At 60.9% G+C, this 13,319-nt stretch carries 13 protein-coding genes; 7 read left to right on the top strand and 6 right to left on the bottom strand.

The window, feature by feature from the left end:
- Positions 1–396 carry a cytidine deaminase gene (locus DSM14862_RS03610; protein WP_040700912.1) on the bottom strand — a complete coding sequence of 132 codons (396 nt, stop codon included), beginning with the start codon at positions 394–396 and terminating at the stop codon, positions 1–3.
- A gap of 209 nt (positions 397–605) precedes the next feature.
- Here DSM14862_RS03610 and DSM14862_RS03605 point away from each other — a divergent pair, with 209 nt between their 5' ends.
- On the top strand, positions 606–2,879 hold the full coding sequence (locus DSM14862_RS03605; RefSeq protein WP_243254308.1) for an NADP-dependent malic enzyme: 2,274 nt from the start codon (positions 606–608) through the stop codon (positions 2,877–2,879).
- A gap of 57 nt (positions 2,880–2,936) precedes the next feature.
- Here the strand turns inward: DSM14862_RS03605 and DSM14862_RS03600 are convergent, their stop codons facing one another.
- Together DSM14862_RS03600 and DSM14862_RS03595 are read right to left on the bottom strand one after the other, a co-directional pair.
- Positions 2,937–3,047 (bottom strand): hypothetical protein, encoded by a 111-nt coding sequence (locus tag DSM14862_RS03600; protein ID WP_007119054.1) that lies wholly within the window; start codon positions 3,045–3,047, stop codon positions 2,937–2,939.
- A 142-nt stretch (positions 3,048–3,189) separates the two neighbouring features.
- A complete protein-coding gene (locus tag DSM14862_RS03595) occupies positions 3,190–3,951 on the bottom strand; it encodes a MipA/OmpV family protein (RefSeq protein WP_050770366.1) in 762 nt (253 codons plus the stop codon).
- Between the two features lie 190 nt (positions 3,952–4,141).
- On the opposite strand from DSM14862_RS03595, the gene DSM14862_RS03590 reads away from it, so the two are divergent.
- The 3 genes from DSM14862_RS03590 to DSM14862_RS03580 all read left to right on the top strand — a co-directional run bounded on the left by DSM14862_RS03590 (position 4,142) and on the right by DSM14862_RS03580 (position 8,618).
- The gene (locus DSM14862_RS03590; RefSeq protein ID WP_007119052.1) at positions 4,142–6,034 is read left to right on the top strand and encodes a propionyl-CoA synthetase; all 1,893 of its coding nucleotides are present in this window, start codon (positions 4,142–4,144) and stop codon (positions 6,032–6,034) included.
- A gap of 227 nt (positions 6,035–6,261) precedes the next feature.
- Positions 6,262–7,356: a carboxynorspermidine decarboxylase gene (locus DSM14862_RS03585; protein ID WP_007119051.1), complete on the top strand. Its 1,095-nt coding sequence runs from the start codon at positions 6,262–6,264 to the stop codon at positions 7,354–7,356.
- A gap of 20 nt (positions 7,357–7,376) precedes the next feature.
- Entirely contained in the window at positions 7,377–8,618 is a 1,242-nt protein-coding gene (locus tag DSM14862_RS03580) for a saccharopine dehydrogenase family protein (RefSeq protein WP_007119050.1), read from the top strand.
- 71 nt (positions 8,619–8,689) lie between these two features.
- On the opposite strand, the gene DSM14862_RS03575 is transcribed toward DSM14862_RS03580, so the two are convergent.
- Positions 8,690–8,887, bottom strand: a complete 198-nt coding sequence (locus tag DSM14862_RS03575; RefSeq protein WP_007119049.1) for a CsbD family protein — start codon at positions 8,885–8,887, stop codon at positions 8,690–8,692.
- Between the two features lie 140 nt (positions 8,888–9,027).
- On the bottom strand, positions 9,028–9,789 hold the full coding sequence (locus DSM14862_RS03570; RefSeq protein WP_040700863.1) for an NAD kinase: 762 nt from the start codon (positions 9,787–9,789) through the stop codon (positions 9,028–9,030).
- Positions 9,790–9,971: 182 nt separating this feature from the next.
- Between DSM14862_RS03570 and glyA the strand changes: the two genes are divergently transcribed.
- Both glyA and DSM14862_RS03560 read left to right on the top strand, forming a co-directional pair.
- Entirely contained in the window at positions 9,972–11,249 is a 1,278-nt protein-coding gene (gene glyA / locus DSM14862_RS03565; protein WP_007119047.1) for a serine hydroxymethyltransferase, read from the top strand.
- Positions 11,250–11,542: 293 nt separating this feature from the next.
- Positions 11,543–11,941: a (R)-mandelonitrile lyase gene (locus tag DSM14862_RS03560; RefSeq protein ID WP_007119046.1), complete on the top strand. Its 399-nt coding sequence runs from the start codon at positions 11,543–11,545 to the stop codon at positions 11,939–11,941.
- An 18-nt stretch (positions 11,942–11,959) separates the two neighbouring features.
- On the opposite strand, the gene DSM14862_RS03555 is transcribed toward DSM14862_RS03560, so the two are convergent.
- Entirely contained in the window at positions 11,960–12,334 is a 375-nt protein-coding gene (locus DSM14862_RS03555) for a hypothetical protein (RefSeq protein WP_007119045.1), read from the bottom strand.
- Positions 12,335–12,387: 53 nt separating this feature from the next.
- Between DSM14862_RS03555 and DSM14862_RS03550 the strand changes: the two genes are divergently transcribed.
- Positions 12,388–13,173, top strand: coding sequence for an alpha/beta fold hydrolase (locus tag DSM14862_RS03550; RefSeq protein ID WP_007119044.1), 786 nt, complete (start codon positions 12,388–12,390; stop codon positions 13,171–13,173).
- Positions 13,174–13,319: the final 146 nt, after the last annotated feature.

Raw genomic sequence — 13,319 nt, 5'->3', positions numbered from 1 at the left:
TTAACCCTGCATATGGGCGGCGCCGAATGCCCCCGGCAGTAGGTCGCCCATGGTCATTTTCTGTTCTTTGCCTGCGACTGTCGCCATGGTCACCGACACCAAGTCGCCCGAGAACTCGGCCAGTTTCTGGCGGCAGCCACCGCAAGGCGTTACCGGCATGTCGCTGCCTGCCACGACATAGACCTCGGCAATCTCACGCTCGCCTGCCGCGACCATAGCGGCGATCGCCCCGGCCTCGGCACAAGTGCCCTGTGGGAAGGCAACGTTTTCGACATTGCAGCCGCTGAACACCGCACCCGAGGCGGTGCGGAGTGCCGCACCAACCTTGAAATTCGAATAGGGCGCATGGGCATTTTCCCGCACCTTCACAGCCGCTTCGCGCAAATCGCTCATCATGATCTCCCTTTTTCTTGGACTATAGAAAATTGCCCCGCCCTGTGCGATGCAAAACCGCGCGTCATTCCAGCCGTCCCTCATATCTCTAGCGCAATGGCCTGCAAGAACGACGCCAAGTCACCCCCCTTCAACCAGGGGCCCAAATGCCGCTTTGCCTGCGCGCAAAAAATAGTTTAACGCTAAACCATTATTCGGGAGAAGCATGAACGATGTCCGACACCCCCAACTTGCGCCAAGCAGCATTGGATTACCACGAACACCCCCGGCCCGGTAAGCTTGAGGTCCGCGCGACCAAGCCGCTGGCCAATGGTCGCGATCTGGCACGGGCCTATTCGCCCGGTGTGGCCGAGGCCTGTATCGAAATTCAAAAAGACCCCGACACCGCCGCCCGCTACACCTCGCGCGGGAACCTTGTTGCCGTGGTCACCAACGGCACCGCTGTGTTGGGGCTCGGCAATATCGGCGCGCTGGCCTCCAAACCGGTGATGGAGGGCAAGGCCGTGCTCTTCAAAAAGTTCGCCAATATCGACTGTTTTGACATTGAGCTGGACCAAGCCGACCCCGAAAAACTGGCCGATATCGTCTGCGCGATGGAGCCGAGTTTCGGCGCGATCAACCTTGAGGACATCAAGGCCCCCGATTGTTTCACGGTGGAGCGTATCTGCCGCGAGCGGATGAACATCCCCGTTTTCCACGATGACCAGCACGGTACTGCCATCGTCGTCGGTGCTGCTGTGAAGAACGCTTTGCATGTCGCAGGCAAACGGTTCGAGGACATCAAGATCGTCTCCACCGGGGGCGGGGCGGCGGGCATCGCTTGCCTCAACATGCTGCTGAAACTGGGCGTAAAGCGCGAGAACGTCTGGCTGTGTGACATTAACGGTCTGGTCTATGAGGGCCGTACCGAGGATATGAACCCGATCAAGGCCGAGTATGCGCAAAAGTCCGATCTGCGCACGCTGGACGATGTGATCGACGATGCTGACCTCTTCCTCGGCCTCTCCGGCCCCCGCGTGCTCTTGCCCGAGATGGTCGCGAAAATGGCCAAACGCCCGATCATTTTCGCATTGGCCAACCCGACGCCCGAAATCCTACCCGATCTGGCCCGCGCGGTGGCCCCCGATGCAATCATTGCCACAGGCCGCAGCGATTTTCCCAATCAGGTCAACAACGTCCTCTGCTTCCCCTTCATCTTCCGAGGCGCGTTGGATGTGGGGGCGACAACGATCAACGACGAGATGAAAATCGCCTGCATCGATGGTATCGCCGCCCTCGCCCGCGCCACGACAAGCGCCGAAGCGGCGGCGGCCTATCAGGGCGAACAGCTCACCTTTGGCGCCGATTATCTGATCCCGAAACCCTTCGATCCGCGCCTCATCGGGGTCGTGTCCTCTGCTGTGGCCAAGGCCGCGATGGAGACGGGCGTGGCCGCACGGCCCATCGAAGACCTCGACGCCTATAAGCGTAAACTCGACGGATCGGTGTTCAAATCCGCGCTGATCATGCGCCCGGTGTTCGAATCCGCCCGCTCCTCCCCGCGCCGTCTGGTCTTTGCCGAAGGCGAGGACGAGCGCGTGCTGCGCGCCGCACAGGCGATCATCGAAGAAACCGTCGAACGGCCCATTCTGATTGGCCGCCCCGAGGTGATCGAACGGCGCATCGAAAAGGCCGGGCTCAACCTGCAGCTGGGTCAGAACGTCGATCTGGTGAACCCCGAGAATGACCCCCGCTACCGCGACTATTGGGAGACCTATCACAGCCTCATGTGCCGCCGTGGCGTCAGCCCCGACATTGCCCGTGCGGTGATGCGCACCAACACCACTGCCATCGGCGCGGTCATGGTGCATCGCGGCGAGGCCGACAGCCTGATCTGCGGCACCTTTGGCGAGTTCGGCTGGCACCTGAACTACGTCAATCAGGTGCTGGGACGCGACGGCTTCCGCCCGCATGGCGCGTTAAGCATGATGATCCTCGAAGACGGGCCACTGTTCATCGCCGATACGCAGGTGAATCTGCACCCCTCTCCCGAACAGATCGCCGAGATCGCCATTGGTGCTGCCCGCCACGTGCGGCGCTTTGGGATTGAGCCGAAGGTCGCACTCTGTTCGCAAAGCCAGTTTGGCAATCAGGGCGAAGGGTCAGGCAAGCGTCTGCGCGCCGCGCTGCAAATCCTCGACGCGGGCCAGCATGATTTCTGCTATGAAGGCGAGATGAACATCGACACCGCGCTTGATGCGGAATTGCGCGGGCGGCTCTTGCCCTGCAACCGGATGGAAGGGGCCGCGAATGTGCTGGTCTTTGCCCATGCCGATGCGGCCTCGGGCGTGCGGAACATCTTGAAGATGAAGGGCGACGGTCTTGAGGTTGGACCCATCCTGATGGGCATGGGCAACCGGGCGCATATCGTTTCGCCCTCAATCACCGCGCGCGGGCTGCTCAACGTCGGCGCCATCGCGGGAACCCCGGTCGCGCATTACGGTTGAACCCAAAGCAAAACGCCGCCCCCATCAGGGGACGGCGTTGCGCGATCGGGCGTAGGCTTATTTACGGGGCGTGGCGGACTTGATCTCCGCGACGGAGGACGGGGCCTTGGAGGCTGGCTTTGCCGCCGCCTTGGCTTGCTTTTTCTTGTTGCTGATCTTGTCACCCATGGTCGGGCCCTTTGTCATGCGAGGGGCGCTGGCATCATGCCGCGCCTGCCCTCATCATGACAAAAACCCCTGCCCACGCTGATCCGTTTTCGACCATGATGTCGCAAACGACGCGCCGCCCCAAAGGGCGGCGCAATGCCGCTTAGAACCGCCAGTTGAACGCGCGGCTGACGCCAAGGCGCATGGTCCATTGATCGTCCGAACCAGCTTGGGTGATCGGGCTATCGGCAGCATCGTTCAGCAGACGTTGATAGGCCACAGCCCCTTCAAGTGCCCATGCGTCATCCAAACGGTAGGTCGCCTGCACCTCAACACCCGCGCCCAAAAGGCCGCCATCCGCCTCATAGGCCGCCAGTGTCGGCGTGGCGGTATCAACCCCGAAATAGGTGTCGGCATAGGTGTCATTGCCAAGGCTAAAACGTGGGCCTGCGGTGATGGTCCAACGCTCATCGGGGCGGAAGATCACGTCTGCGCCAATGTCACCGGTCACGCCTTCATGCCCGCCAAAACCTTGGCGCACCTTACCGAAGACTTGCCAGTTCACTTCGCGGTAGACCACGCCAAAGCCCAGTTCGACCGCCGCGTCGATATCCTCAAGCCCCGCCAGTTCGGGGTAGTCGGATGTGTCACGCTCGCCCACATACCGGAATGCGCCGGTAAAGCCGAAGCCGGTTTTGGGCGCGTCGCCGATGTTGGTGCCGATCTTACGACCGCCCCATTCCAGTGACCCGAAGGTGAAGGACAAATCCGGCGTCGCGCGGTAGCTGCTGGCGCCCGGATAATCCGGTGCCGCCCCGACCCCGCCGCGCAGGGCGAAGTTGAACGAACGGTCCTGTGCCGCTGCTGGCAGCGCGGCAACCAAGGCAAGACAGGAAGCAAGGGGCAGTGAAAGGGCGAGGCGCATGGGGGCAGGCTCCAAAGATAACAGGGTTTCAGGCCAACTTAGCATGACGCGCCACAACTGACAGGAACAATAGCGATCCGCTTGCTGAATTCTTTCTAAGCGGCCAGAGTGGCTGGAAATATTTGCGCGTCAGTACAGCTATACCCGGCCCGCGGGTTTGCCCCGCCCGCGCAATAAGAGGAGGATCACCATGGGATACCGCGACACCTACGACCGTTGGAAGGCCGACCCCGAAGCCTATTGGTTAGAGCAGGCCGAGGCGATCGACTGGGACATCGCGCCGAAACAGGCGCTTTTTGACCGGGGCGATGACATCTATGAATGGTTCGCGGATGCCAGTGTAAACACCTGCTACAACGCCGTGGACCGCCATGTGGAGCAGGGCAACGGCAAGCGCGTCGCGATCATCTACGACAGCCCAATCACCGGCAAGAAATCTACCCTGACCTATAGCGAATTGCAGGCCCATGTCGCCTCACTCGCCGGGGCGCTGGTGGCGCAGGGCGTGGAAAAAGGCGACCGCGTGGTGATCTATATGCCCATGGTCCCCGAAGCGGTGGAGGCGATGTTGGCCTGTGCGCGTATCGGCGCGATCCATTCGGTGGTGTTTGGCGGCTTTGCCTCCAGCGAACTGGCGGTGCGGATCGACGATTGCAAACCCAAGGCGATCATCGCCGCCTCCTGCGGGGTCGAGCCGTCGCGCGTGGTGGATTACAAACCCCTACTGGACGGCGCCATCGAACAGGCCACGCACAAACCCGACACCTGCATCATCCTGCAACGCGGCCAAAAACCCTGTGAGTTGAACCCCGAACGGGACATTGATTGGTACGCCGCCCAAGACGGCGTGCGCCCCGCGCCTTGCGTCCCCGTTGAGGGGAACCACCCGGCCTATATTCTTTACACCTCCGGCACCACTGGCGCGCCCAAAGGCGTGGTGCGCCCGACAGCGGGGCATCTGGTGGCGCTGAACTGGACGATGAAGAACATCTATAATGTCAATCCGGGCGAGGTGTTCTGGGCCGCGTCAGACGTGGGCTGGGTCGTGGGCCACAGCTACATCTGCTACGCGCCGCTGATTGCCGGCAACACCACTGTCGTCTTTGAAGGCAAGCCCGTGGGTACGCCGGATGCAGGCACCTTTTGGCGGGTGATCGAAGAACATGGCGTGTCGAGCTTTTTCACCGCCCCCACCGCGATCCGCGCTGTGAAACGCGAAGACCCCAAGGGCGAGGAGATCAAGAAATACGATCTGTCGAGCCTGCGTGCGCTTTATCTCGCGGGTGAGCGGGCCGACCCTGATACCGTCGAATGGGCGCAGGAAAAGCTGGGCAAACCGGTCTACGATCATTGGTGGCAGACCGAAACGGGCTATACCATCGTCGGCAACCCCGCAGGGCTTGAGGCGCTGCCGGTCAAGGTCGGCTCCCCCACCGTGCCGATGCCGGGCTATGACGTGCAGATTTTGGATGAGCGCGGCCAGCCGCTGCCTGCCGGAGAGTTGGGCGCCATCGCCATCAAGCTTCCCCTGCCCCCCGGCACCCTGCCCGGCCTGTGGAACGCCGAAGACCGCTTCCGCAAATCCTATCTGAACACCTTCCCCGGCTATTATGAGACCGGCGATGCGGGCCGGATTGATGAGGACGGCTATGTCTGGATCATGGCGCGCACCGATGACGTGATCAACGTCGCGGGCCACCGTCTGTCGACCGGCGCAATGGAAGAGGTTTTGGCGGGCCACCCCGATGTGGCCGAATGCGCCGTGGTGGGGGTTAGCGATGACCTCAAGGGCCAGACGCCCGTGGGCTTTTTGTGCCTCACCAAAGGCGTCGACCGCCCGCATGAAGAGATCGTCGCGGAATGCGTCACCCGAATGCGCGAGCAGATTGGCCCCGTCTCCGCCTTTAAGCAGGCCGTTGTGGTGGACCGGTTGCCCAAAACCCGATCGGGCAAAATTCTCCGCGCGACGATTGTGAAAATCGCGGATGGAGAGGACTTCAAGCCGCCTGCGACCATCGACGATCCGGCGATTTTGGACGAAATCCGCGAGGCGCTGAAAGGCATCGGCTACCCGCAGAGCTAATCAATCAACCTCAGGGCGGTGGACCTTCGCAGGTCTGGCGCTAAACTCTCACCCATGGAAACGCACGGGCTTGCCTGCCCGCGCGTTTTTTTACAATTGCGCTGCTTGCGCGAAATATGCGAAGCGCCCTCGGAAATGCCCCGCAGCGGGGCCAACCACGACAGCACATCCAGTGGGTCTTTTCCCTCCCGGAGCATGCACTCCGGCCGCGCAGAAAGGTTTTCGACGTGCAGACACCTTATTACCTGATCGACAAGGCCAATCTCCGCGACAATATGGAGAAGATCGCCCGCCTTCGCGCGCTTTCGGGCGCCCGTTGCCTGCTGGCGCTCAAGTGCTTCGCCACATGGTCGGTTTTCGATTTCATGTCGGAGTATATGGACGGTTCGACCTCCTCTTCGCTTTACGAGGTGCGGCTCGGGGCCGAGAAATTCCCCGGAGAGACCCACGCCTATTCCGTCGCCTATGCCGATCACGAGATTGACGAGGTGCTGGGCCACGCTGACAAGATCATCTTCAATTCCATCGGCCAGCTCGACAAGTTCGACACCCAATCCTCGGGCCACATCCGCGGCCTGCGGGCAAATCCCGGCGTCTCGACCTCGGAGTTTGACCTTGCCGACCCCGCGCGGCCCTTCAGCCGTCTGGGCGAGCACGACCCTGAAGAGATTGACGCCGTGGCGGACCGGATTAGCGGGCTGATGTTCCACAACAACTGCGAGAACGATAGCTTCGAGCGGTTCGACGAGATGCTAACGCTGATCGAAGACCGCTTTGGCGCCGTGCTGCATAAGATGGACTGGATCAGCCTTGGTGGCGGCATTCATTTCACGGGCGCTGACTACCCGCTTGATGATTTGGCGCTGCGCCTCAAAGCCTTTGCCGAAGCCTTCGGCGTGCAGGTCTATCTAGAGCCGGGTGAGGCCGCGATCACCGGGGCGGCCACGCTGGAAGTCACCGTGCTCGACACGATGCACAACGGCAAGAACCTCGCCATCGTCGACAGCTCAATCGAGGCGCATATGCTCGACCTGTTGATCTACCGCGAACCGGCCAAGATCGCCCCCAACACGGGCGACCACGAATGGATGATCTGCGGCAAGTCCTGTCTTGCGGGCGATATCTTTGGCGAATTCCGCTTTGACGCGCCGCTGAAAGCTGGCGACCGGCTGTCGTTTCAGGATGCCGCTGGCTACACGATGGTCAAGAAAAACTGGTTCAACGGCGTCAAGATGCCCAGCATCGCGATCCGCGAGTTGGACGGAACCACCCGAATGGTGCGCGATTTCGACTATGACGATTTCGCCGCCGCTCTGTCGTGACATTGAGAGAGGTACCCTACATGAAACGCAATGTTCTTATCATCGGCGCGGGCGGCGTCGCACAGGTTGTGGCGCATAAATGCGCGCAGAATAACGACAAATTGGGCGATCTGCATATCGCCAGCCGCACGGTCTCTAAATGCGAGGCGATCATCGCCAGCGTGCATGAGAAGAACGCGATGAAACAAGACGGCGTGTTCAAGGCCCATGCAGTCGACGGGATGGACACCGAAGCCGTGGCCGCCCTGATCAAGGAAACCGGCTGCCAGATCGTCATCAACGTCGGCTCGCCCTTCGTAAACATGACCGTGCTCGAGGCCTGCATCCAGACCGGCGCTGCCTATATCGACACCGCGATCCACGAAGACCCGACCAAAATCTGCGAAACCCCGCCGTGGTATGGCAACTATGAATGGAAGCGCCGCGAGGCCTGCGCCGAAGCAGGTGTGACCGCGATCTTGGGCGCCGGTTTCGATCCCGGTATGGTCAATGCCTTCGCCCGTTTCGCGGTTGATGAGTTCATGGACGAAGTGAAATCCATCGACATCGTTGACATCAATGCGGGCGATCACGGCAAGTATTTCTCGACCAACTTCGACCCGGAAATCAACTTCCGCGAATTCACCGGCACCGTCTACAGCTGGCAAGAAGGCGCATGGCAAGAAAACAAGATGTTCGAGGTGGGCCGCGAATGGGATCTGCCCGTCGTCGGCAAGCAAAAGGCCTATATGTCGGGCCATGATGAGGTGCATTCGCTGGCCGCGAACTACCCCGAGGCCGATGTGCGCTTCTGGATGGGCTTTGGCGATCACTACATCAATGTCTTCACCGTTTTGCAGAACCTCGGTCTGCTTTCCGAGCAGCCGGTGACCACTGCCGAGGGGCTAGAGGTCGTGCCGTTGAAAGTGGTGAAAGCCGTGCTGCCCGATCCGTCGAGCCTTGCGCCAAACTACACCGGCAAAACCTGCATCGGTGATCTGGTGAAGGGTGTGAAGAACGGCGAAGAGGTTGAGGTGTTCGTTTATAACGTCGCCGATCACAAGGACGCCTATAACGAGGTCGGCAGCCAAGGGATTTCCTACACCGCTGGCGTGCCGCCGGTCGCTTTTGCGATGCTGATCGCCGAAGGCGCTTATGACACGGGCACGATGGTTAATGTGGAAGAGCTGGACCCGAAGCCGCTGTTTGGTCTGCTGGACGACATTGGCCTCCCAACACGCGTAAAAGACGACAAGGGCGACCGCGCTTGGCACGAAGCTTGATGCCTTAGCGCATACTTAAACGCAAAAAGGCGACCCCTCGGGGTCGCCTTTTCTGATCTATCGTCAAGAACTCAATGCTTTGCAGCAAAGTCGTCAACCTGACGCTCGGCCTCGTCCTTGGCCACGCCGTAACGTTCTTGAATCTTGCCCACCAGCTGCTCGCGGTTGCCGCGTGCTTCGGTAATCTCGTCGTCCGTCAGATCACCCCATTGCGACTTCACGGCGCCGGTCATCTGTTTCCAATTGCCTTCGATACGATCCCAATTCATAGCAGGTCTCCTTTTATCGGCTGCGAAAATGCGGGATTGCCCCGCTCTTGCAAGTACAACGCTGGCGGGAAGTTCGTGGTTCCTGCGCCAATCCTCAGCAGCGGAAAGGTGCCAGCGGAACAGTCAGCCCGTCCCGTAGCCTAATTGAATTGCTCAGAGATCAACCGCTCTTCCAACCCATGTCCAGGATCAAACAGGATGCGGTGGGTGATCCCGGGATCTGAGGCCACTTCAACGGTCGTCACATTGCGGTGTGACTGCCCGTCGGCGTCCGCCATAACGGGGCGCTTTTCAGGCTCCTGCACATCAAAACGCACCGTGGCGCGTTTGGGCAGCAACGCCCCCCGCCAACGACGCGGGCGGAAGGCTGCGATAGGGGTCAGGGCCAGCACATCCGACCCAATCGGCAAAATCGGACCATGCGCGGAATAGTTATAGGCGGTGGAGCCCGCAGGCGTTGCCACCAGCGCGCCGTCGCAGACAAGCTCTTCCATCCGTTGCCGCCCGTCTATCGTGATCCGCAACTTGGCCGCCTGCGGCCCGGCGCGCAACAAGGACACCTCATTGATCGCAAGCGCGGTTGAGATGGTCCCATCAATATGCGTGGCACGCATGACCAAAGGGTTAATCACCGCCTCTTCGGCAGCGGCAAGACGCGCTTGCAGGTCACCTTCGCGGTAGGCGTTCATCAAAAAGCCGATGGTGCCCCGGTTCATCCCATAGACCGGCGCGTCCATCTCTTGGGTGCTGTGCAACGTGTGCAGCATGAACCCGTCACCACCCAGCGCCACAATCACATCCGCCTGACGCAGAGGCACATCGCCGTAGCGGCCAATCAGGGCGGCACGCGCTGTCTGGGCCACGGTGGCGCGGCTGGCCACAAAGGCGATCTTTAGGGACATGTCAGCAAGCTCACTCGGGGCAAAGTTTCCGATCATCGGCGTTTGGGGCCAAAACAACCACATTATTCCGCGCGCCACCAGTGTTGACGCACATATCTTGCACATGGTCGGTTTACAGCCTTCACCTCGGCCCGCGTTTCCGATAGGCAACACGCGAAACCAGCTCCAATGAGGATCCCCTGATGTCCGATTTCTTCACCAAATCTCTTGCAGATTCTGACCCAGCGATTGCCGCCGCAATTGGCGATGAATTGGGCCGCCAGCGCGATGAGATCGAACTGATCGCCAGCGAGAACATCGTCTCTGCTGCGGTGCTTGAAGCACAGGGCAGCATCATGACCAACAAATACGCCGAAGGCTATCCGGGCCGTCGGTACTATGGCGGTTGTGAGCATGTTGATGTGGCCGAGAACCTCGCGATTGAGCGGGCCTGCAAGCTGTTTGATTGTCAGTTCGCCAACGTGCAGCCGAACTCCGGCAGCCAAGCGAACCAGGGTGTCTTTACCGCCCTGCTGCAACCGGGCGACACCATTCTGGGCATGAGCCTTGATGCCGGCGGTCACTTGACCCACGGGGCCAAGCCGAACCAATCCGGCAAGTGGTTCAACGCCGTGCAATACGGCGTGCGCAAGCAAGACAACCTGCTGGACTATGATCAGGTCGCCGAATTGGCAGCCGAGCATAAGCCCAAGATGATCATCGCCGGCGGCTCTGCCATTCCGCGCCAGATCGATTTTGCCAAAATGCGCGAGATTGCCGACAGCGTGGGGGCCTACCTACTGGTCGACATGGCGCACTTCGCGGGCCTCGTTGCAGCGGGTGAACACCCCTCGCCCTTCCCGCATGCCCATGTCGCCACCACCACAACCCACAAAACCCTGCGTGGCCCGCGCGGCGGGATGATCCTGACCAACGACGAAGCGATCTCGAAAAAGATCAACTCGGCGATTTTCCCCGGCATTCAGGGCGGCCCCCTGATGCATGTGATCGCGGCCAAGGCCGTGGCCTTTGGCGAGGCGTTGCAGCCCGGCTTCAAAGACTACGCCAAACAGGTCATCGCCAACGCGCAGGCGCTGTCGGATCAGTTGATCAAAGGTGGGCTTGATACCGTGACCCACGGCACCGACACCCATGTCGTGCTGGTCGATCTGCGCCCCAAGGGCGTCAAAGGCAACGACACCGAAAAGGCACTGGGCCGCGCGCATATCACCTGCAACAAGAACGGCGTGCCGTTTGACCCCGAAAAGCCGATGGTGACCTCGGGCATCCGTTTGGGCTCCCCCGCAGGCACGACACGCGGTTTCGGTGAGGCCGAGTTCCGCCAGATCGCGGATTGGATCATCGAAGTGGTTGATGGGCTTGCGGCGAATGGTGCCGAAGGCAATGCCGAGGTTGAGGCGAAAGTGGCTGCCGAAGTCGAAGCGCTGTGTGAGCGCTTCCCAATGTATCCGAACCTGTAAGGCATTTGGCCCTCGCAGAGATGCGGGGGCTTTTCTGTGCCCGGACTCAAAGCGCCCTTCAGCAGGGCAGCGCCCGACCGCGGGTGGGCATCGCAACGAGCGTTCCTACCGCTTAATTTCTCAACCATGATGTGCTCCCAAGCTGACGCGTCCGGCTGCAAAAGCGCCCGCCCATGGGGCGGTCGGGCGCTGCCCGGCGGCGCAAAACGCCTTGATTCCGGGCGATCATCGCTAGACATCCCCCTTGCCGATCCCCCCGCCCCGCGCCACATTCTCCTGCAAAGGAGACCCACATGATCATTCACCCCCAAGGCAGCCGCCCCACTGAGCCCGGCCCCGAAGATTACTTCACCGGCGAGGTCGAAATGGCCCCGCTGATTTCGGCCCCGGCCCCTGCCCGACTGCGCGCTGTGACGGTGACCTTTCAACCCGGTGCGCGCACAGCGTGGCATACTCATCCGCTCGGTCAGACGCTGATCGTGACCGAAGGCACAGGCCGCGCCCAGACCGAAGGCAGCCCGGTGCAGACACTCAACAAAGGCGATGTGGTCTGGTTTGAACCGGGAGAGAAGCACTGGCACGGGGCCGCACCTGACAGCGCCATGACCCATATCGCCATGCAAGAGGCACAGGTCGGCGGAGCCGTTGAATGGATGGAGCAGGTCGCGGATGCGGACTACGATCCGTCCTGAGCCAAACGGCGCGGTGGCTTAGACGTATCCGCGCCACCACAGCCAGATCACAAACCCCACGAAAACCACGAGGATGTTAAAGGCAATTCCTGCCAAGCGATCCAGAATCTTACCGCGCCGTCGGGCTTTGCCATCGATTTCACGCAGATGTGTCGTCACCCGGTCGAAGGCAGCCCAAACAGGCGCGTCCTCTAGCTGACGTGCAATATGAGGGTTGGCGACCAGATGTTCGGTCTTGCCCAACAGGGCCCCATCGCCCCGAATGCCGCGCGGCAATTCCCGGCCTGCCCGATGAAAGGCCTGACGCAGATCACGCGTTTTGATGCGCAACCTATCCTCAAACAGGGGGCGCAGCGCCTCGGCGCGGGTGTTGAATTCTTGACGGTCGATCATGGCCGCATCTAATCGCTCTGGCCCCCGGGCTGCAATGACCGTAATTTAGTCGCATGTTAAATTACACTGAATATGGCGACACCGCCGCCGACCATCCGAGCTTGATCATTGTGCACGGGCTTTATGGCTCTGGCCGCAATTGGGGCGTGATTGCCAAACGTCTTTCCGATAACCGCCGGGTTGTGACCGTGGACATGCGCAACCACGGCAGCAGCCCGCATCACGCCAGCCACAGCTATCCCGACATGGCCCAAGACATCGCGGAGGTCATCGAACATCTGGGTGGGCCAGTGGACATCTGCGGCCACTCCATGGGCGGCAAGGCGGTGATGCTGCTGGCACTCACCCGTCCTGAGCTGCTGCGCCGCGTGATTGTCGCCGATATTGCGCCCGTCCCCTATGGCCACACACAGCAAATGTTCATCGACGCCATGCGCAGCGTGGATCTGGCCCATATCGAGCGCCGCTCAGACGCAGAGGCGCAGCTGGCCAAGGCCGGCGTAGAGCGCGCCTTGCAAAGCTTTTTCACCCAATCGCTTGACGTGCCCGGCAAACGCTGGCGCTTGAACCTTGACGCGCTTGAAGCAGAGATGCCCAAGATCATCGGCTGGCCCGAAGGTGTCGGCGGCCAGTTCGACGGGCCGACGCTTTTTCTATCCGGCGGCGCATCAGACTATGTCCGCGCCGAACATCGAGGTCCGATCAAGGAACTCTTCCCGCAGGCGCGCTTTGCCAAGATCCCCGGCGCGGGTCATTGGCTGCATGCCGAAAAACCACGAGAGTTTGAAGCCACGCTGCGCATCTTCCTGAATACCGAAAGAGCGGACACGCCAAGCTAGGTACCTCCTACTCCCGCATAGACGGACCAGAGCATCACCCCATGGGTAGAAGTCACCGCTCAACCCCGCGTTCTCAGGCCGTCAACGCCATTCCCCCTTGCAGCCACAGCCGCCTTGCCTATAAGGCAGGACAATTTTCAAGCACA

Source organism: Sulfitobacter indolifex, from assembly GCF_022788655.1.
In the GTDB taxonomy this organism is placed as follows: domain Bacteria; phylum Pseudomonadota; class Alphaproteobacteria; order Rhodobacterales; family Rhodobacteraceae; genus Sulfitobacter; species Sulfitobacter indolifex.
This window is presented reverse-complemented; position numbering and strand designations above follow the sequence as displayed.